This is a genomic window from Calothrix sp. UHCC 0171, assembly GCF_034931845.1.
Classification (GTDB): domain Bacteria; phylum Cyanobacteriota; class Cyanobacteriia; order Cyanobacteriales; family Nostocaceae; genus Brunnivagina.
The window spans coordinates 59,938-81,108 of record NZ_JAYGHN010000006.1 but is presented as its reverse complement, the minus strand read 5'-3'; the positions used below and the strand labels follow the sequence as shown (position 1 = coordinate 81,108).

Here is a 21,171-nt window from a genome sequence, read left to right as displayed (position 1 = left end):
AGAATATATTTTTTTGGGGCATTGCTGTTAGAACTGTAGTATTTTATTGTTCCCTATTTACAACTTCGGTAAAATTTCTGGTAATAATGCACCTGGTACTTTTGATAGTGCAACATTTTGTCCTTGGATGCCTAATTCATTATGGAAAGCTCGAATTGCTTTAACGATATAAGCAAGGGTTGTTTGATAAGTTTCCGGTTGTTTACTCATCCCATTTAATGCCTGTAAATGGTTTTCTAAAGCCGCTTCGAGATGTTGAGAACGTTCACTTTTTTCACCTTCATAATAAGCATCCGTCACCAGTTGATAATGGGCTAATCCCAAGTTATTATGAGTAGCAAATAAATCAAAACTCAAAGGCATTCCATTCAAAGAATGTGCTAAACCCAAAGCCTCTTGATAAGCACTAATGCACATTTGCAAATACTTATATTTTTCTTCCTTAGGAGTTTGAGCTTGATTTGCCAAATGCCAATAAGCTGTACCCAAATTATTTTGTGTCGCCGAGCAAGCCGCAGCTTGATTTGTGGGAGTGCGGAATTTTAAAGCTTCGCTATAGGCTTCTATTGCCAAAAGTAAATTTTCGCTGGGTTGTTCATACTGTGCCAAATTCCAATATGCGGTACCAATATTATTCTTAATCATGCCGTATTTTAGCGGCTCAGTCTTGGGTGTATAGTGAACTAAAGCAAATCCATAGGCGGCGATCGCTCGTTTCAAATGTACCGCCGGTAAGTTATACTGCGCTAAATGCCAGTATGCTGTACCCAAGTTATTCTGACAGGCAGCAAATTTAAGTGGTTCCATTTCCGCAGTCCGATACCGCAATGCTTCCCCATATGCGGCTACAGCTTGCTGCCAGTTTTCGGCGGGGTTGGAAAATCTTGCCAAATCCCCATAGGCTGTTCCTAAATTATTTTGCACCCGCGCATAGGTATCGGCATGGGTTTCGGGGGAAATTAATTTTAACGCTAATTGATAAAATTCGATTCCCTGTTCAATATAAGATTGTCCTTCTTCCGAATTAGGGGGAGTTCGATACAACATCCAATACAATGTGCCCAAGTCATTCAAAACATCAGGAACTTGGGGTGAAGCTTCATCGTAGGTAATTGCCTCTTGATAAGCAATAATCGCCACCATCAAATTTTCTAAGTTGGTATGTCCTTGTTCAATCTGCAAACGATACAAATTACCCAACTTTTGATAGGCAATTGCCAAACTTTCTGCCGGAGCTTTCTGCTGATGCAAATTCTCGATTTCTGCTAAAACCTGCTGTGGTGCAAGTTCCATTTCCCCATTTTGGATGGTAAATGTACCTGCTGTAGCCAAAACCAGTTCCGTTAACTCCTGGGTGATGTGGGATAAACCAGAGGTTGCAGTTGCCGCCGACGAAATATCTTTGACTTGGGGCGGTTCTTCCGGGGATACAGACACCGCCATCTCTTCAGATTTTGGTGCTGGTTCTTGTGGTTTGTGACTACGGTGTGTAGATTTATCGGCTAGGGGAAAATCAAAATCATCCGGTGGAGTCGTATCATCGAGAATTGTTTGTTCCAGACTACCTGTATCCAATACCCGCGAACTCGAAAACCTTTCGGGAGAACCCTTAGTTTTAGTGGTTGGTGTCGGTTCTCCTGCAAAGGTAAATACACCAGTCCGACATCGCCAAAACTGCGGTGCAGATTGTTGAATTGCATGTAACCAGGGACGGGGAACCCACAGTAATAAACTTGATTCTAAGGAGTAATTCGACTCTGGGGCTGACAAATGCTGTTCCGTCAACCGCAAATAATGCAAAAATAATCTTTGTGTCGCCACTGGTTGGCGCGTTAACTGTTCCGTACCAACTATCTGAAATGCTGGAATTGGTAAAGGTCTACCCGGAGTATCTTTGCTGCCACCAACAATTGGCGGCGGGTAATTAGTTAGCCATTGATTGATTTGGGCAATGGGATTGGGGTCACTTAAATTTAACCTGAGCGTCACCAAACGCGGATATGCTGGGGTACTTGTTTCCAATGAATTCGCTGGCTGGTATAAAACCTGTCCCACCGGGTATGCTAGAGTTGAGTGTAACCTCGCCGCTACCTGATTTCGCAGGTTTAAATCGTCACACACAGCCAAAAACATTTGTCGCCGCAAACCCAAACCCAAAGCTAATTTGAGACGGTGATATACCTGTTTATTCCAGGTAAAATTATCAGGGTGTGTAGTATCATTCACGCTCATAGTTGCATCACCGCCAAATAGCAGTTTATTTTCACTGTTGTGATATGTGCAGATAGCCGATAACTGTTATCCTCCGGGGAAACCCGCAGACTGGGCTGACTCTGTCTATGTTTTTCATCTGGCGATCGCATTGCTCAGGATAAATAGGCATTTTAGTTCTCGTAAATATCAATGTATTGAATTACACTTTGTTGATTATGGGAGTTTCCCAAACAAAAAGCAGGCTCACACAGAATGTGGAACCTGAAAATGATAGCAAGTTTTGAGGGAAAGTAGGAGCCAGGAGAAATGATTCTGTTTTTGGATGCTAGCTTCCTATTGTTAACTACTTAAGTAGATTTTTACTTTTAAGGTTTATTTTTAACTAAAATTTGAAACAGAGTACGCAACAACAATCAACCCAGCAACTAATAAAGCGGCAGCAATACCCAGAAATATATAGTTGCGTTTTTGCCCATCAGTAGGGGCTTCTGCTGTATAAACCTTGGGTTCTTTGGCAAAGTTATTCAAAAGACCGCCTTCTTCTGTTGTGTAGGGCATAAACGTTTTCCTTTTTTAAGTTTTGTAATTTTACTTTCGCTTTATGTTACATACATTGTCACATCTACTTGGGAATTGAGAGACAAAACGTTACAAAAACTCTAGCTCCAGGCTATAACAAAATCATGATTAAATCAGCAAAGAGTCATGATTGAGATACCAAGAGAAAAACTAGTTCATCTCTGTATAGAGAATATTTGGGAGAGCAAATTGATGCTGCTGAAATTGTAAATGGGTATAAGGTATTGCGTCCTAGCTATGTACTTTCCTCAAATGGGAATTACAATGAATATTAATTATAAAAAACACGTAGATTAAATTTCTTGTCATTATGTTGGTCACAAAACAACCGATATTCAAACGCTTTTGGTATCCAGTTTTACCGATAAATCTATTAACTGATGGTATTCCCCAACAATTTACCCTGTTGGGGGAAAAAATTGTCATCTGGCGAGATGCTCAAGGCAATCCCGCCGCAGTCAAAAATCGCTGTTGTCATCGTTCTGCTGAGTTATCCCAGGGAAAAGTCACGGATGGTTGCATTCAATGTCCCTATCACGGGTGGAGATTCGATCGCACGGGAAATTGTACCCATGTACCACAATTGCAAGCAGGCATGATTTCCCCTAGCTACAAAGTTAGTGCCTATGCTTGTACTGAGCGTTATGGTTATGTCTGGGTATGTATGGGTGAACCTTTATGCGATATTCCTAATATTCCCGAAGCTACAGACGCTAACTATCGTCTAATTCCCGAATTTTATGAAACTTGGAAATGTGCTGGTTTGCGGGTAATGGAAAATGAATTTGACACTGCCCATCCAACGTTTGTACACACAACAACTTTTGGTAGTGAAGAACACCCAACCCCCGATAGAATGGAATTACAAGAAAGGGAATGGGGAATTGAATTTTGGTCTACTTTGGGTGTGACAAATCCCAAGTTGCAGCAAGAAAATTTAAAGTTAACAGCCAATAAAACAGTGCGAACCATGCACATGACTTGGTATATGCCTTTTACCGCTCAATTACGGATAGGTTATCCCAATGGTTTAGTCCATATTGTGGTGAATACCGCAGTTCCCATTGATGATTCTAGTTCACAAATTGTCCAGTTTTGTCTACGTAATGATACTGAAGCCGAGACTAAAGCCGAAAGTGTAGTTAGTTTCGATCGCGCGGTAACTTTAGAAGATAAGGCAATTTTAGAAACTACTGATTTTGATGTGCCACTTGATATTAGTAAAGAACAGCATATGATGACCGATAAACCGGGGATTTTGATGCGGAGGAAATTTTTAGCGCTGTTGAAAGCTTATGGGGAAGTTGAGCAAACCCATAGTTAGGGGCTTAAAATCATCTCACTGTTTCTGACTGCCACACAATGCAAAATCTACCTGCCAACTGTCACCTGCGTCCAGCAAATATCGGCGATATCTGGAAGATTCGTCAATTAGTTTTTTCTGCTAAACTGGAACCGACACAATTACGCTGGTTAAATTTTTGGGTAATTGTATGTGCAGGAGAAATTATTGCTTGTGGACAATTACGCTCCTATGGAGAAACCCAGGAACTCGGTAGTTTGGTGGTTGCAAAAAAATGGCGCAAACAAGGTTTCGGCAGCTATTTAACCCAGCATCTCATTCAGCAAGCAACAAAACCACTTTATTTAGAATGCGCGACTTGGTTAGTCAGTTTTTATAGTCGTTTGGGTTTTGTAGAAGTGTCATTACCAGACTTACCACCACCCTTGAAACGCAAGTTTGGTTTTACCCAATTAATAACGAGAATTTTCCCGATTATTTCTTTGAAAATTATGCGTTATGGGGATTGTTAATATCTAAACTTGCCGAATCAACATCTAACAATAAGCTTGCTTGCTGTTGTTGACGTAAAATTGATGCTGGACAAGCTTCAGTAATTTCCCCTTGCAACATAGTTCTAATTATCTCCGCTTTGCGTTGTCCTGGTGCGAGACAAATTATTTTTTTGCTGGCGCAAATCATGGGAATTGTCACCGTAAATGCATACTGCGGTACATTTTCTACATGGGCAAAATACCCTGTATTCACCTGTTGTTGCCGATTTAATTCATCTAATTTCACAATTTTAACCCCATAAGGGTCGGTAAAATTTGCAACTGATGGTTCATTAAAAGCTAAATGCCCATTTTCCCCAATTCCCAGTAAACATAAATCAATTGGTTGTGCTTGTAAAAGTTGCGAATAGCGATCGCATTCTGCTAATGGTTGTAATGTATCGCCTTGAATATAGTTAAATTCTTGAGGATGAACTCTTTTTTCGACTTTTTCCCGCAAATAATAGCGAAAACTCGCAGCATGATGGGCAGAAATTCCTAAATACTCGTCTAAATGGAAACAAGTGACCCGCGACCAATCGAAACCATTAATGGCTATTAAAGCTTCTAAGAATTGCAGTTGGGAATTACCAGTAGCTAATAATACTCTAACTTTTTCTTGGTCTAATAAAAGATTATGTAAATACTTAGATACTATTTCGGCTGCACCTTGGGCAATCTCAGCTTCCGAATTGTAAATATTTACTTGGAGTTGATCAACGCGAAAATTGTGTTTAGGGGCAATCATAGGGCTGTGGGCAAGTTGTAAATGGCAGCTTCATTATAATTTTGTCCCCGCAATCGAATAGTATCGCCGAGTGCGGTGAATGCGATCGCCGAAAATCATGTAAACTATGTAATTAAAATTCATAATTATTCATATAGCCCCAATACGATGCTAACAGCACTTCTGTTTGACTTAGATGGAACTCTAGTTAATACTGACCCCATCCACTTTTTAGCTTGGCAGAAGATGCTGAGTAGATATGGGATGGAGATTGATGAAAGCTATTATCAAAGAAAAATAAGTGGTGGTTTGAATCCAGAAATAATTGCCAATATTTTGCCGCAATTATCACCAGATGAAGCGATGGAATTTGCGGATGAGAAAGAGGCGATGTTTCGAGAGATGACTCCCAATTTACAGCGATTAGGGGGATTAACTGAACTTTTAGCTTGGGCAGAATCCCAGGAAATCAAACTTGGATTAGTGACAAATGCACCCCGCGCCAATGCCATCTTTATGTTGGAAATCTTGGGATTGGAAACCACATTTGAACTAATTGTTCTGGCAGAAGACGAAGCCGCAGCCAAACCCGATCCAACCCCGTATACTGTCGCCATCGAACGCTTGGGAGTGAATTTAGAACATGCGATCGCTCTGGAAGATTCCCCTTCGGGGATTCGTTCTGCTGTGGGTGCAGGGATTAAAACAATTGGCATTGCTTCTACCCACGACCCGCAAAAGTTATGTGAACTCGGTGCATTTATGGCAATACCCGACTTTACAGACTTGCAATTGTGGACATTTTTAAGTTCGCTAATTGAAGGTGATTTAGTGACAATTTGAGTTGAGATTATGCCCGTTTATTTCTTAGTGTCCCCAGGTCTCTAAGAGACTTTTCCAATTTGAGTTCCCAAAAAGCACCAGAAAGCATCGATTCCAAGTCTTGTTTTTCGTAAACTTCAACCTCAATACCTGCATCAAGACAATCACGAGTGCAAGTTAAACCAGTAATTCCAGCCCCGATGATAATTGTTTTCATGGGTAAATATTTTTCCCTTTGGGGATAATAATTTTGCACCATTATTTCCTTATTTGTTGATGAAAGTTTGTAGTTACATTTGCTCCACTGATGGGAACACTAAATCAGAGTGTTAATTCCCCAGAGTAATCTATGAATCTACAGTATCTCAAGCTAATCAAATGGTGGGTAGTCGGCGTTGTGGCGATGTTTCTCTTGACTGCTGGTGTTGGAGTAGCTGCATTTGTGTATTTAACGCGATCGCCAGAAGTTGCCAATTGCCAATCTGATTCACTTTCGGAAGATGCAGCGAGTACAATTATTTATTGTGCAAATAAAATTGCTGACGAACAAAATGCAGAAAAATTATCTCAAGCAATTCGATTAGCTAATTCAATTCCCAAAGATAATCCCTTGCGTCCCAATGCCGAACAATTAATCAAAAAATGGTCGCAAGCACTTTTAAATTTGAGCGAAAATGCTTTTCATGAAGGTAATTTAGAACGAGCAATCAAGCTAGTGGAAGTAATCCCCAGGCATCTAACTCTATATCAGTCTGCCAAAAAACAAACTCAAGAATGGCAAAATATTTGGTCAACAGCAGAGGATATATATAAAACTGTAGCTGCCAAAATAGACGAAGAAAATGACTCAAAAACTTCGTATTTGATATTTGTCAAAGCTCAAGAATTAAAAAAATTAAATAATCAATATTGGGCATCTAAAAAATATCAAGAATTAATCTACAATATCCAAAGTGCGAAGGAGTCGAAGGAAGCAAAAGAAAAAGCTGAACAGGAGGCAAATCTGGCAAAATCAGAAACTGATAGCAATCCATCGATATTTGATGCTAGTCAATTACAAGAAGACGAAGCTCAACTAGAAAAAGCCCGTACTCTAGCTAATTCTAGCAACATAGATGATATGCGATCGGCTTTAATTGAAGCAAGTATGGTTATCTCAGAGGGACACCGTCAGCAAGCTGATAAATTAATCCAGACTATTGAACATAAGATTGCAACTTCGGAAGATAGTTCTTACTTAGATAGTGCCAAAAAATTAGCAGCAAAAAATGATGCGATTTCTTTAGAAATGGCAATTAATGAAGCGAGTCTTATTGGTAAAGAGCGACCATTGTATCAACAAGCCAACCAACAAATGGCTCTATGGAAACAAAAAAAATCTCTACTGGAAAGTCAGCCACAGAAATTACTAGTTGTGAATAATTCTAAATCTAATATTTCTCAGTCTGATAATCAAGTTAAGCGATTGGTTAATATTTCTCAAGTGTCTGATTCTACCCAGATAAAAATTAATGCTTCCAAAAAATTTCCACAGATAAACAAAACTGAAAGAATGAATAAAATGCCTTCATTCACTCAGTTAAAAGTCAATGAAATCCCCACAGATTTTGTGAGATTAGAAGAATTAGAAAATAAACAAATTCAGGAATTGCAACCTTAGTCACATACTAAAAAAAGTGATTTGGACTAAATTTTAAGGGTGTACCTACCTAAATATTAAATAATTAAAGATGGAATTATTTATTTTTGTCTGTGTAATTATACTGAACCGGACAAGAGACAATCATTCTTACAATAAAAGTCAGTAAGTCATCAATTATTCTCAGGTGTGTAAAATGCCATTGATTCCTCCACAATGTCAAAATCTGAAATCGCAAGTCGAGTTGCTATTAGAACTTTTAAATGAAGAAACAGCATTGCGTTCTCACGATATTTCAGCAGTACAAACTTCTTTAAATAAAGCGATCGCACCTAAATTTGAAATTGTGTTTGCAGGTGCGTTTAGTGCCGGAAAATCAATGTTAATTAATGCACTTCTAGAACGTGAATTACTTTACAGTGCCGAGGGACATGCAACGGGAACAGAATGTAAAATTGAATATGCAGAGGCAGATAAAGAAAGAGTAATTTTAACATTTTTAAGTGAAGTCGAAATACGCGAACAAGCGATTTCGTTATGTAATAAATTGGGTTTTACCACTGTTACTAATATCAACCAAACTGAAGTAATTGAACTCTTACAGCAGGGATGTAAAACAATTATTCAGCAGGAAGGAGGCGAAAGTAAATCTGAGCGTGCCAAACAAGCCAAAGCTTTAATTTTATTATTAGAAGGATATGTCACAAATCGACAAAGCATTCATACTCTTGATAATGCCACATACTCAATGGATGCTTTTAACTTTAGCAACCTCAAAGAAGCTGCTGGATATGCACGCCGGGGTAGTAATAGCGCCGTTTTAAAGCGAATTGAATATTATTGTCATCATCCTTTATTAGAAGATGGAAACACCATTATTGACACTCCAGGAATTGATGCGCCCGTTGTCAAAGACGCAGAATTGACTTATGCAAAAATTCAGCACCCCGACACTTCTGCGGTGGTATGTGTGTTAAAACCTGCGGCAACAGGTGAAATGACAAAAGAAGAAACTGAATTGTTAGAGACAATGCGAGAAAATTCGGGAATACGCGATCGCGTTTTTTATATTTTTAATCGTATTGATGAAACTTGGTATAATACACAGCTACGCCAGCGTTTAGATGATTTAATTAACTCACAATTTCGCGATAGTAATAGAGTCTATAAAACTAGTGGTTTATTAGGTTTTTATGGCAGTCAAATTAAACAAACAAATCGTAGCGATCGCTTTGGGTTAGATTCTGTTTTTGTAGAAAGTATTAAAAGTTTGCATGGAGAGGAAGAAACACCACAATTTGTCAATGAATTTAACCGCTATTGTGCTAATTCGGGAAAATTATCTCCGAATCAATTCCGAATTTCCGTAAATAGCTATGAAACTCCCAATGAGAATTATTTGCGGATTTTAAGCGAGCAGGGAACACCACTGATTAATCAATTAATTCGTGATAGTGGCGTAGAGGAATTTAGAAATGCAATTACGAAATATTTAACGGAAGAAAAACGTCCACAGCTTTTTAAAAATCTTGCTGATGACTTAGAGCATATTTGTATTAAACTCAAAAATCATTACCAAGCAACACAACGAGAATTGGATAGTCAACCCCATGAAATTGAGGCAATGAAAGCCCATGAATTGCAGCGTCTCAATTCGCAACTACAAGAAGCAGGTAATGCGTTTCAACAGCATATTACAGAAGAAGTAAATAATATAGTTAATAGTGGTTGTCATAGTTTTGAAGCTGATTTTCGACAACTTCAGTCAAAAATGATTCGTCGCTTAGATGAATTACTAGATACATTTTCAGTCGCCGAAGCTTACCGACAGGCAACAATTAGTCATCCTCGCAATGCAACGGCTCCACTATTAGCAATTTTAGTCGAAGCTTTTTATTATCTCGCTAATCAATTAGAAAATATTCTTGCTCAATCTACCTTAGAAGTAATTAAAAATTTATTTCAAGGTTTAACAGAACGAGTGCAAACCTCAGAATATTACCGTCAATTATATCGATTACTTGGTAATGATGCTGGCATCAAAAACGAACTCGAAAAAATCGAAAAAGAAGTCATTTCTGCCCTAATTAATGCTGCACGGGTGGAATGCGATCGCTTTGTGCGCGAAAGTCCTAGATTCTATGATGAAGGAACTTTTTCAATCTACCAATTTCGCCAAACATTAATGCAAACTTCTCAAGGTTATGACAGTGAAAGTGTTGTTGAAGCGGAGCCGGCAATTCGTCAACTTTTAAAGTTAGATTTTGATCCGAAAGTATCAGAAACAATTCGCAGAAGCTTTCGCCAAATAATTAATCAAACCCTGAAAACACAATTATTACCAATGGCTGATAAACACGCCGAATTAATTTTACAGGAATATATCAATGCCCGTAATTATTTAGAGAAAACTTTGCAAAAAGAAGCTGAGGATAAAATTCTCCATAATCAGCGTTTATTAGAGGCGATCGCTCAAAAAGTTAATACTTATAACCAAGCTGTATCAGCAATCAATAGTTGTTTACAAGCAATGACTTTACACCAGCATTTGTTACCAGAAATTAGTGAGCGTCAGGTGAATATGGAGCCTATAGATAGCTTATCTGCGACTGATGAATTAGTTATAAATCACTCTTAGTATTCGTATAAAAATAAATTGAAGTTTATCTTGCTCCCCTTCCCTGCAAGGGAAGGGGTTGGGGGTTAGGTTAGTGTATTTGCAAGCGAGAACCGCTACAGCATATAAGCGCTCAATTCAATATTTATCAAATTTTATTGTGAATGAAAAGCTGTGTGACTGTGGTAATACCATATTTTTTTAATTAGATAATAAATAATTAAAAACCCGATTAATACCTAGTAAATATCTATTTACAATCATATATCCCAAAAGAAAAATACCTAACAACTGCCATAATTATGATTAGGCAAATGATTGACAGCAAATTCAGATACATCTAAAAAGATTTTATTTGTATTAACATGTACAGCTAAAGTCTCTCCGGTTAACTTTAATAGAGAAATACAAGCCCACATGTTTTTCACATCAATAAAAATTCCGACTGATGGTTAAGTCGCGAATCTGAGAAATACAGAAAATAGTTCCGGGTAGGCTCCTGAACGTTACAGTTAGATTCCCCAACATAGTGTCGCTGGTTTGAATTACCTAATGACGCTAGCACTATTGCCAATTGCTTCAAATTATGTCGATGGGAAACAATTTGTCTAGGACATTTTCTTTCCAACAGTGAAACAGAAACATGATGCATATAAAGCTGTAGAGACGCAACTTATCGGTTTCTACAGAAGAATTAGCTGTCATCCAGTTGATGTGTAATTGTATACCGCAATCATCTTCATTTCCGATCGCAAATACTCTGCAAATACTTGTAGATATTGCACTTGATTATCTGCATTTTGTGATTTCGCCATCATCAAGCAGATTTATCGAGAACGATGGAAATGGCATGAAAATGCGATCGCTTCGACTCAAAATACCAACCAAATCCAACAATTACAGGAGAAAAACCCATCATGTCGCAAGACAATATTAGACAGATAGCATTTTACGGTAAAGGTGGTATTGGTAAATCCACAACCTCACAAAATACCCTAGCTGCAATGGCTGAAATGGGACAACGCATTCTGATTGTTGGATGTGACCCCAAGGCAGATAGTACCCGTTTAATGCTTCACTCCAAAGCACAAACCACCGTGTTACATTTGGCTGCGGAACGTGGTGCAGTTGAAGATATCGAGCTTGAAGAAGTCATGCTTACCGGATTCCGTGGTGTACGCTGCGTAGAATCTGGTGGTCCAGAACCCGGTGTTGGTTGCGCGGGACGTGGTATCATCACCGCGATCAACTTCTTGGAAGAAAACGGAGCTTACCAAGACCTCGACTTCGTATCATACGACGTATTAGGTGACGTTGTTTGTGGTGGTTTTGCTATGCCTATTCGTGAAGGTAAAGCACAAGAAATCTACATTGTCACATCAGGTGAAATGATGGCGATGTATGCTGCTAACAACATTGCTCGTGGTGTCCTTAAGTATGCTCACTCAGGTGGTGTCCGCTTAGGTGGTTTGATTTGTAACAGCCGTAACACTGACCGGGAAATCGAATTGATCGAAACCCTAGCATCACGGTTGAATACAAAAATGATTCACTACGTACCTCGTGACAACATTGTTCAACACGCAGAATTGCGTCGGATGACAGTAAACGAGTATGCTCCTGAAAGCAACCAAAGTAACGAATACCGCACACTTGCGAAGAAAATCATTAATAACAAGGAATTAGATATTCCCACACCCATCGAGATGGAAGAGTTGGAAGAATTGTTGATTGAGTTTGGTATTCTTGAAAGCGAAGAAAATGCAGCAAAATTAATTGCTTCTCAAGACGCAGCACTGAAAAAGTAAGAACATTGGGAACCCCAAGTAATGTAGGAATGCTTGGGTAGTATTAATTTCTATCTGATAATTGGTTGATTTGGTAATAAGGGATTGGGGAATATACGAAAGTTCTTCCTCAGTTCCCTATTTTTGCGTTTGTGTTTAGTTTGTTCAATAATATCTAATTATATTTTTATATTTATTGAGCAGAAGTAGTCTGAAGTCGCATAATGAATCATATAAAAATAAGTAGTGCAAGCGTCTCGCTTGCTATTTACTAAGCGTATGGCTTGCTATTTCCCAAGCGTATGACTTGCTATTTCCCAAGCGTATGACTTGCTATTTACTAAGCGTATGGCTTGCTATTTCCCAAGCGTATGGCTTGCTATTTCCCAAAGGTGGGCAAGATGTCCCGGAGTCTTCCGTGAAGAATATCTCCCCGAAAAGTCCTCTCCACACTACTTGTTCAATTTATTTTTATACGAATACTAAATGCAATCATCAAACCACATCTGCACAATTTAGTTGAGAAATCACTCAATTGTTCCAGTGATTAAATTGGTAGGTTAAACACAGGAATATTCCCAACCTAAAAAATGATTGACTGAAGCTTCAATTTTGCTGACATCATAGGGTTTACGGATGTAATCATTTACCCCAGATATCACCAAACTATCAATATTTTGCTGTGTTTTCGCAGGGATACAACCGACAATGGGAATGTTTAATGTTTTAGTATTAGACCTGAGATTTTTGACTACTTTAGAAGTGCTTAAATCACTTAGCGTTGTATCCAAAAAGATAATATTTGGCTGATGTAACTGCGCTAAGATTAATGTTCTGACTCCTTCTTTTGCACAAATGCAGGCGACATTCAACGATTTGAGACAAGAATTAATACATTCCAGGTCGTTTGGACTCTTATCTATTACCAAAATTTTGGGTTGCTGTGACATAAGTAAACCATAAAATCGAGACATCAAGAACACACAAAAACAGACACCAGAGCATGGGTTAAAAATCTTCTTTCTCTGTTCATAAAATACATAAGTCTAATTCCAAGCAGCTAAATGTGAATGGAATTCAGAGAGAGAGTTAACTTTTACTTGCTAGGTTGCTAGTTCACGCTTGTTTATAGGGAAAATTTACAAGCTAGCTAATTGTCTAGCAAATATAATGCTAATAAATGGTTACTTGAGTCAAGTCTTTCAACAAACTTATTTTGATTTGATTCAGAATTAAAATAATCGAGGACAGAATAATCTAGCAGAGAAAAACTATTTGATGGTGAGTATGAAAATAGATAAAAAAATCTGATTAAGTTAATAAATAATTTGGAAATTATCGATTGATTTTGCTAATAAATAGCATAGATATTAATGACAATTAAAATAGCGATCGCCTAAATTACTTCTAGGCGACAGTTTGTGATTAATTTAATCAACTAGCTCTAATTTTTTTAAGTATTGTACTAGAGAATGGGTTATATTTTTCTCCACCTTAACATATTTCATCCTATTTCATCACATCTCTAAATTAATTGATTATTCACTTGAGGGATGTTACAGATTATGTTCGCTGCGCGAAAATTCACATCATAATCATGGCAAGCAAGTTGATGTAAATATTATCCTAGTTTCTGAAGAAAGGAAACTAATAAATAATAATGACTATTCTTCTAATATCTATCTTCAGAAGATTTACAATATTTTAATTATTAAAAATGTATAAAAGATTGTTTATATTGTATATGTATTATGGTGCTAATGTGATGACAAGACATGGAACAACCGACAATTGGACAGCTAGAGAGAGAAATTTCAAATCGTATTCGTTCTTTATATAATGCTCAACTTGGGCAGCGTATCGGCAAAATCATCTGCCATTTTTTTGATAAACAATTGGCAATTACAATTGAGGATTCTGTGACATTAGCGGAGCAAACTCTTTTAAATTCCGGAAAAGAACATTTAGCAGAACAGGTTCGATGTGATTTAGATCAAATTATTAAGCCTCAGATTAAAAATACAATTGAAGAGGTCATTAATAAACCCATTGTCGAACTAATTAGCCATACCAGTCTAGCATCTGGACGTACTGCTATGATTGTGGTGTTGGAGCAACCTCCTGTAGTTCGTAATCCTCATGCGATTCCAAAAGCGAATTAAATCAAAATAGAAGCAGAATATCCCCGATTTCTGGAAAATCCGGGGATATTGTATTGCAATTAATTATTCAGATTTAAGCTTATTTTTTCACTGTTTGAGTCGAACGACGACGGGATTTCAAAAATCCAATTGCACCCATACCTAATAATGCAGCAGTTCCAGAAGGCTCTGGTACACTTTGAATACCTGCAAGTACCCGTGCGTTATTTTTACCTACATCGATTACAAAAACGGTATCATTGTAGTCTTTGTCTCCACCACCCCATAAATCCTCAAAACCAACTACCAACAAATCATTGTAATAGTAAGCCATCGCATGTTGTAAACCGTCTGGGTTCAGTAAATCGTTGAGACTCCATACACCTTTTGTATTTGCTTGTCCTGTTTTGACGTTTGTACCGTAAATACCACCGTTGATATCGTTTGAGTGCAGCAAGAAGTCTAATTGCGTACCAGCTTTTTGAGTCCCAAGACTTACCCAGTCACCAACATTTAAAGGACTATCAGTTTTTGATCGACCTGCAATAGCATTATTAGGGTTAGCACAAAAAGAACCAAAGTTGGTAATACTATCTTTATTACTACAAGAAGTATCGCCAAAAAGTTTACCCGTACTAGTGTTACCGTTGAAAGTAGCTTGATAATCTAAACGGTTGCGATATCCACCCGCAGTTTCCCCAAGGAAAAACACATTCACATCATGCTGGTACTTCAAAATGAACTTGGAAAGGTCTACTTTTTGAGCATTAATTGTTTTTAAATCTAATTTACGTGCTTCTTTACCAACGAAGTCCTTCATGTTTTGAAGATTATTTTTGAAATAGTCGGGTGCTTCGTCACGACTTTTAATAGTTGGAGACGGGGTTACAGTTGTAGTTGCGCTTGCACTTGCTGGTGTAATAGTCATCATTCCAGTCACAGCAGTGGCAGTAAATAAAGCAGCAAAAAGTTTGTTATTCATGATTAATACTTCTCGTTTGTGACAAATCATTTGTTTGATATGTCACTGTTTTAGTTTTGATTGAAGGCTTATGTCTAGAAGTAGAAATCAATTTTCTTACAGGCATCATATTATCAGTATTTCATACAGAGACTTGTGGAATAAATTAGCAAATTAAAATCTTTAATTTATTAAAAGCAGATTTCCGAATTCTTACTTAAATCAAACAATTACTACAGTGTTATGTTAGTTATCTTTGATTGGATATTCGCAGTATTATCACTGAAAATATTTGATTTCAGACATTTATCAACAGCATTCAGCTTTGAGTTTTCGTATCTTCACTGAAGATATCAAATCCATTAATTGTGATTTTACCTAATATTAATTTCCGATGCTTTAAATGACTACTTCCTTCCAGTCAAATCGAAGAATGTTTATTTGACAAGCAATTACAGGTATTTATCCAATTTTGTAGATATATATTGACAATGTAAATTGCCTAACAATCAATCAACTCAATCATTTGTGAGAACAAAGTTACTTAGGAATGCTACTGAATTTGTAAATAATATTTTTATGAGAATTGCAAACTAAATATCTACAGCTTCATAATCTGTCAAAGCTGCTTTTACAACTGCTTACACAGCAAAAATATAGGAATAATCTTTGATGGCATTGATATAGAGCAAAACTAAGAATAGGCAGATATATCTACCCACAGAACTTAAAAATTCAAGAGATTATACCCCAGAGATGGAGAAAACGCAGAGAGTAATAAAAGCAAGCTATTTTGATTATTCTTTTGCTTCTGCAACTTGTCTGGCTGCTAAATATTCATACATTTTCCAGCGTGCATTCACTTCATTTTGTGATTCATCGAGCAGGCGCTTGGCAAGTTCAGGTTTACTTTTGGTTAACATTTTGAAGCGGTTTTCTTGATACATTGATGCTTCTACAGATTGCTGGGGTTGCTTCATGTCTATTTGCAAAGGATTTTTACCTTGGCTGAGTAAATTGGGGTTGTAACGATACAGTAACCATCGTCCTGAATCTACCAATTTTTTTTGATGGTTCATGGCTGTTGTCATATTGATGCCGTGGGCAATGCAATGGCTGTAGGCGATAATTAATGATGGTCCATCGTAGGCTTCCGCCTCGATGAAAGCTTTCAGTGTATGTTCATCTCTAGCGCCTATTGCTACACTAGCTACGTAGATGTTACCATAGGTCATGGCAATTAGACCCAAATCCTTTTTGGCTGCGGGTTTGCCACTGGCTGCAAACTTAGCGATCGCCCCCTTGGGTGTGGCTTTGGATGACTGTCCGCCTGTATTAGAATATACTTCCGTGTCCATAACTAGGACATTGACATTTCTCCCACTAGCCAAAACATGGTCGAGTCCGCCAAAATCAATATCATAAGCCCAACCATCACCACCGACTATCCATACAGATTTTTTCACTAGGTAATCGGCAATTGATTGGAGATTTTGGATTTTGGATTTTTCCCTGTCTCCTTGGCTCCATTTTCCCGTATCCAGAGCATTTTGTAATTGCTGTTTCAAGAGATAAACCCGTTCCCGTTGTTCCCAAATATCGGCTTCGGTATTTTGTGGGGCATTGAGAATCCCATGAGCTAAGTTATGAAACTCTTGTTGATTTCCCAGTTCTTTTAACAATTCTCCTGCATATTCTGCATGTTTATCTACAGAAAGTCGGAAACCCAAACCAAATTCGGCATTATCTTCAAATAAATTATTCGACCAAGCGGGACCTCTACCATCTATATTGGTTGTATAGGGTGTTGTTGGTAGATTGCCGCCGTAGATGGAAGAACAACCTGTAGCATTGGCAATTAAAGAGCGATCGCCAAATAATTGTGTTAGTAATTTTAAATATGGGGTTTCTCCGCAACCTGCACATGCGCCGGAAAATTCAAACAATGGTTCTTGTAGTTGCTGCTGGTTAATCCGATTTAATTTTAACTTAGTGCGATCGGGAATTGGTAAGTTCAAAAAGAAGTCCCAATTTTCCTTTTCTTGTTCCCGCAAAGGTGGCTGCGGTTCCATATTGATAGCTTTGCGTTCCGGTTGGGCTTTATTTTTCGCCGGACAAATATCAACGCAGATACCGCACCCAGTACAGTCTTCTGGCGCTACTTGAATCGTAAATTTTTGTCCCGCAAAGTCTTTATCTTTGACGTTTGTAGATTTAAAAGTTGCAGGTGCATTACTTAATTGACTTTCGTCATAAACTTTACTGCGAATTACACCATGGGGACATAGCATGACGCATTTACTGCACTGTACACAAACATCGGTATCCCATACGGGTATTTCTTCAGCAACGTTGCGTTTTTCCCATTTCGCTGTTCCCGTGGGGAAAGTCCCATCCGCAGGTAGGGCACTGACAGGTAAACTATCGCCTTCCCACACCATCATTTTACCGAGGACATCGCGGACAAATTCGGGGGCAGGAGGGAAAGGTTGTTGGGTAGTAGGGAGTGATGAAATTACAGGTTTGATATCGACTTTATGGAGGTTTGCCAGGGTATTATCAACCGCATCCAAATTTTTGCGAACAACATCTGCACCTTTTTTACCATAAGTTTTAGCGATCGCATCTTTTATTTTCTCAATGGCTTCATCCTGGGGTAATACACCTGCTAAGGCGAAGAAACACACCTGCATAATTGTATTGATGCGCCCTCCCATACCACTTTCACGGGCAACTTTATTGGCATCAATGATATAAAACTTTAGCTTTTTATCAATGATTTGTTGCTGTACCTTCTCCGGCAGATGTTCCCAAACTGTATCTACACCATAAGGACTGTTTACCAGAAAAGTAGCCCCATATGCAGCATCTTTGAGAATATCAACCCGCTCCAGAAATACCCATTGATGACAACCAATAAAATTCGCTTTGTTAATGAGATAAGTCGAACGAATCGGTTGTGAACCGAATCGCAAATGGGAAACCGTCATCGAACCCGACTTTTTCGAGTCATAGACAAAATAACCTTGAGCGTAATTATTAGTTCCTTCACCAATAATTTTGATGGAGTTCTTATTTGCACCAACTGTTCCATCCGCACCCAATCCATAAAACATCGCTCGCACCACCCTATCAGACTCAGTCGAGAAATTCGAGTCATAGGGAAGTGAAGTATAACTCACATCATCATGAATACCCACAGTGAAGTGATTCTGCGGTAATTCCCTCATCAAATTCTCAAACACACTCAACACCATCGCCGGAGTAAACTCCTTCGACGACAATCCATACCTACCACCAATGATTTTCGGAAAAGACGAAGAGCCAGACATTTCTTCCCTTCTCTCCTTGTCTTTTAGCCATTCCTCATGAATTGCTGTCACCACATCCAAATACAACGGTTCCCCAGCACTACCTGGTTCCTTAGTTCTATCCAGAACCGCAATCGACTTCACCGTATCTGGTAAAACCTCAACAAACCTGCGGACATCAAAAGGACGATACAACCGCACCTTCACCACTCCAACCTTCTCACCCTGTATATTCAAATAATCAACCGTCTCATGCACCGTCTCACATCCCGAACCCATGATGATAATTACTCTTTCCGCATCACTGGCACCATAATATTCATATATCTTGTAATATCTACCAGTACGCAAACCAAACTCATCCATCGCTTCCTGCACGATTCCCGGACAAGCCTCATAATAAGGATTTGCACCTTCCCTCGATTGAAAATATACATCGGGATTCTGTGCCGTTCCCCGCAACACCGGACGGTCTGGAGTTAGTGCCCGATGGCGATGGGCAATAATTAACTCTTCATCAATTAACGCCTTTAAATCATCATCCTGTAACAATTCCACCTTTTGCACTTCGTGGGAAGTACGGAAGCCATCACAGAAATGCATAAAAGGTACACGTGCTTTCAAAGTCGCAGCTTGAGCAATGAGAGCAAAGTCATGTGCTTCCTGAACAGAAGCAGAACATAGCAGAGCAAAACCACTGGCACGGGCAGCCATCACATCACTATGATCACCAAAAATCGATAACGCATGGGTTGCTAAAGCACGAGCAGCAACGTGAATAACAGCACTAGTAAGTTCCCCAGCAATTTTGTAGAGGTTGGGAATCATTAATAACAACCCTTGCGAAGACGTAAAAGTTGTTGTTAAGGAACCCGTTTGTAAAGCCCCATGTGCTGCTGCTGCTGCCCCGCCTTCACTTTGCATCTCAATCACACTGGGAACCGTACCCCAGAGGTTTTTGCGCCCATCAGCAGACCAAGCATCCGCCCATTCTCCCATCGGCGAAGAAGGCGTGATAGGATAAATAGCGATCGCTTCATTAAGTTTGTAGGCAATTCGTGCGATCGCTTCGTTACCATCAATTGTGGCGTAGGTTTTCTTCATCTGTTTATAAATAACCTCTCAGTCAAAAAGAGGAATAGCAAAGGTTAGGTTATTTTCTTGATTTATACCTGTATTTTGTGTATTTTTCTGAGCAATATTCTGTTATTGGTTGACAATCAAGCTGTTATGGAAATGTTCTCTATTTTGACAAAACTCATCAGTAATAATACTAGGTAATTGAGTGATGAAATATGCGGAATCAACTGGTTAAGCTCTGCTGATTTGTTTCCTCATCGGCAATTTTTGGGAAAAACTGGGAAAAACTCGATCTTGCTACATATTTGCAAACATCACGGTAAAATGTATAAGGCTTGGCGCTTCCGGAATGATCATGGGCAATACATTTGGGCATCTGTTTCGCATTACGACATTTGGCGAGTCTCACGGTGGTGGCGTGGGAGTTGTCATTGATGGTTGTCCGCCACGACTGGAGATTACCAGTGAAGAAATTCAGTTTGAACTCGATCGCCGCCGACCAGGACAAAGTAAAATAACGACACCACGCAAGGAAGAGGATAAATGCGAAATTCTCTCTGGTGTCTTTGAAGGCAAAACACTGGGTACACCAATCTCCATCTTGGTGCGTAACAAAGATACGCGATCGCAAGATTATGATGAGATGTCGGTAAAATATCGCCCTTCCCATGCCGATGCCACCTATGATGCTAAATATGGTTTTCGGAACTGGCAAGGTGGTGGGAGGTCGTCGGCGCGTGAGACAATTGGTAGAGTAGCAGCAGGTGCGATCGCTAAAAAAATTCTCCGCCAAGTGGCTGGTGTGGAAATTATCGGTTACGTTCAGCGTATCAAGGATTTAGAAGCTGTCATTGATTCCGGGAATGTCACATTAGCACAAGTCGAAAGCAATATAGTTCGTTGTCCCGATGACAAAATTGCCGAGAAAATGATTGAATTAATCGAGCAAACTGGCAGGCAAGGTAATTCTATCGGTGGTGTGGTGGAATGTGTGGCGCGCAACGTTCCCAAAGGTTTGGGTGAACCTGTTTTTGACAAGCTAGAGGCAGATATTGCTAAGGCTGTCATGTCGCTTCCGGCAAGTAAGGGGTTTGAAATTGGTTCCGGTTTTGCTGGCACTTTGCTCACGGGTTTTGAACATAATGATGAATTTTATACCGATGAAAATGGAGACATTCGTACTGTCACGAATCGCTCCGGTGGTGTTCAAGGTGGTATTTCTAACGGTGAAAATATCATTATTCGTGTAGCATTTAAACCTACGGCAACTATCCGTAAAGAGCAGAAAACGGTTACTAAAGAGGGGGAAGAGACAGTTTTAGCTGGTAAAGGAAGACACGACCCCTGTGTGTTACCCCGTGCTGTGCCAATGGTGGAAGCAATGCTAGCTTTGGTATTATGCGACCATTTATTGAGGAATCATGGACAGTGTCAAGTGCTATAATTCGCAATTCGCT

General features: G+C 39.0%; 15 protein-coding genes. 8 read left to right on the top strand and 7 right to left on the bottom strand.

The features are described 5' to 3' along the window. Positions 1 to 57 precede the first annotated feature (57 nt). Positions 58 to 2,232 (bottom strand): tetratricopeptide repeat protein, encoded by a 2,175-nt coding sequence (locus VB733_RS06895; RefSeq protein ID WP_323339346.1) that lies wholly within the window; start codon positions 2,230 to 2,232, stop codon positions 58 to 60. Positions 2,233 to 2,592: 360 nt separating this feature from the next. Next, entirely contained in the window at positions 2,593 to 2,772 is a 180-nt protein-coding gene (psb34, locus tag VB733_RS06890) for a photosystem II assembly protein Psb34 (RefSeq protein ID WP_096615406.1), read from the bottom strand. A 331-nt stretch (positions 2,773 to 3,103) separates the two neighbouring features. On the opposite strand from psb34, the gene VB733_RS06885 reads away from it, so the two are divergent. Together VB733_RS06885 and VB733_RS06880 are read left to right on the top strand one after the other, a co-directional pair. Next, a complete protein-coding gene (locus tag VB733_RS06885) occupies positions 3,104 to 4,117 on the top strand; it encodes an aromatic ring-hydroxylating dioxygenase subunit alpha (RefSeq protein WP_323339345.1) in 1,014 nt (337 codons plus the stop codon). Between the two features lie 38 nt (positions 4,118 to 4,155). After that, entirely contained in the window at positions 4,156 to 4,608 is a 453-nt protein-coding gene (locus VB733_RS06880; RefSeq protein WP_323339344.1) for a GNAT family N-acetyltransferase, read from the top strand. Here the strand turns inward: VB733_RS06880 and VB733_RS06875 are convergent. Next, the gene (locus VB733_RS06875) at positions 4,586 to 5,377 is read right to left on the bottom strand and encodes a glucosamine-6-phosphate deaminase (RefSeq protein ID WP_323339343.1); all 792 of its coding nucleotides are present in this window, start codon (positions 5,375 to 5,377) and stop codon (positions 4,586 to 4,588) included. The two genes, VB733_RS06880 and VB733_RS06875, sit on opposite strands and share 23 nt — an antisense overlap. A 147-nt stretch (positions 5,378 to 5,524) precedes the next feature. Between VB733_RS06875 and VB733_RS06870 the strand changes: the two genes are divergently transcribed. Beyond that, positions 5,525 to 6,199, top strand: coding sequence for an HAD family phosphatase (locus VB733_RS06870; RefSeq protein ID WP_323339342.1), 675 nt, complete (start codon positions 5,525 to 5,527; stop codon positions 6,197 to 6,199). 7 nt (positions 6,200 to 6,206) lie between these two features. On the opposite strand, the gene VB733_RS06865 is transcribed toward VB733_RS06870, so the two are convergent. After that, complete coding sequence (locus VB733_RS06865) at positions 6,207 to 6,437, bottom strand: NAD(P)-binding protein (RefSeq protein ID WP_323339341.1); 231 nt, start codon at positions 6,435 to 6,437, stop codon at positions 6,207 to 6,209. 90 nt (positions 6,438 to 6,527) lie between these two features. Here VB733_RS06865 and VB733_RS06860 point away from each other — a divergent pair, with 90 nt between their 5' ends. The 3 genes from VB733_RS06860 (at position 6,528) to nifH (ending at position 12,242) form a co-directional block, all read left to right on the top strand. Further along, positions 6,528 to 7,838, top strand: coding sequence for a hypothetical protein (locus VB733_RS06860; RefSeq protein WP_323339340.1), 1,311 nt, complete (start codon positions 6,528 to 6,530; stop codon positions 7,836 to 7,838). A gap of 175 nt (positions 7,839 to 8,013) precedes the next feature. Beyond that, positions 8,014 to 10,455, top strand: coding sequence for a dynamin-like GTPase family protein (locus VB733_RS06855; protein WP_323339339.1), 2,442 nt, complete (start codon positions 8,014 to 8,016; stop codon positions 10,453 to 10,455). Between the two features lie 896 nt (positions 10,456 to 11,351). After that, positions 11,352 to 12,242 carry a nitrogenase iron protein gene (nifH, locus tag VB733_RS06850; RefSeq protein WP_323339338.1) on the top strand — a complete coding sequence of 297 codons (891 nt, stop codon included), beginning with the start codon at positions 11,352 to 11,354 and terminating at the stop codon, positions 12,240 to 12,242. A 539-nt stretch (positions 12,243 to 12,781) separates the two neighbouring features. Here nifH and VB733_RS06845 read toward each other — a convergent pair. Next, positions 12,782 to 13,171 carry a response regulator gene (locus VB733_RS06845; RefSeq protein ID WP_323339337.1) on the bottom strand — a complete coding sequence of 130 codons (390 nt, stop codon included), beginning with the start codon at positions 13,169 to 13,171 and terminating at the stop codon, positions 12,782 to 12,784. An 825-nt stretch (positions 13,172 to 13,996) separates the two neighbouring features. Between VB733_RS06845 and VB733_RS06840 the strand changes: the two genes are divergently transcribed. Next, positions 13,997 to 14,383, top strand: coding sequence for a DUF2294 domain-containing protein (locus tag VB733_RS06840; RefSeq protein ID WP_323339336.1), 387 nt, complete (start codon positions 13,997 to 13,999; stop codon positions 14,381 to 14,383). Between the two features lie 79 nt (positions 14,384 to 14,462). On the opposite strand, the gene VB733_RS06835 is transcribed toward VB733_RS06840, so the two are convergent. Beyond that, the gene (locus tag VB733_RS06835; RefSeq protein ID WP_323339335.1) at positions 14,463 to 15,344 is read right to left on the bottom strand and encodes a DUF4114 domain-containing protein; all 882 of its coding nucleotides are present in this window, start codon (positions 15,342 to 15,344) and stop codon (positions 14,463 to 14,465) included. A gap of 776 nt (positions 15,345 to 16,120) precedes the next feature. After that, a complete protein-coding gene (gene nifJ / locus VB733_RS06830; RefSeq protein ID WP_323339334.1) occupies positions 16,121 to 19,738 on the bottom strand; it encodes a pyruvate:ferredoxin (flavodoxin) oxidoreductase in 3,618 nt (1,205 codons plus the stop codon). Between the two features lie 331 nt (positions 19,739 to 20,069). Between nifJ and aroC the strand changes: the two genes are divergently transcribed. Further along, positions 20,070 to 21,158, top strand: a complete 1,089-nt coding sequence (gene aroC / locus VB733_RS06825; RefSeq protein ID WP_323339333.1) for a chorismate synthase — start codon at positions 20,070 to 20,072, stop codon at positions 21,156 to 21,158. Positions 21,159 to 21,171: the final 13 nt, after the last annotated feature.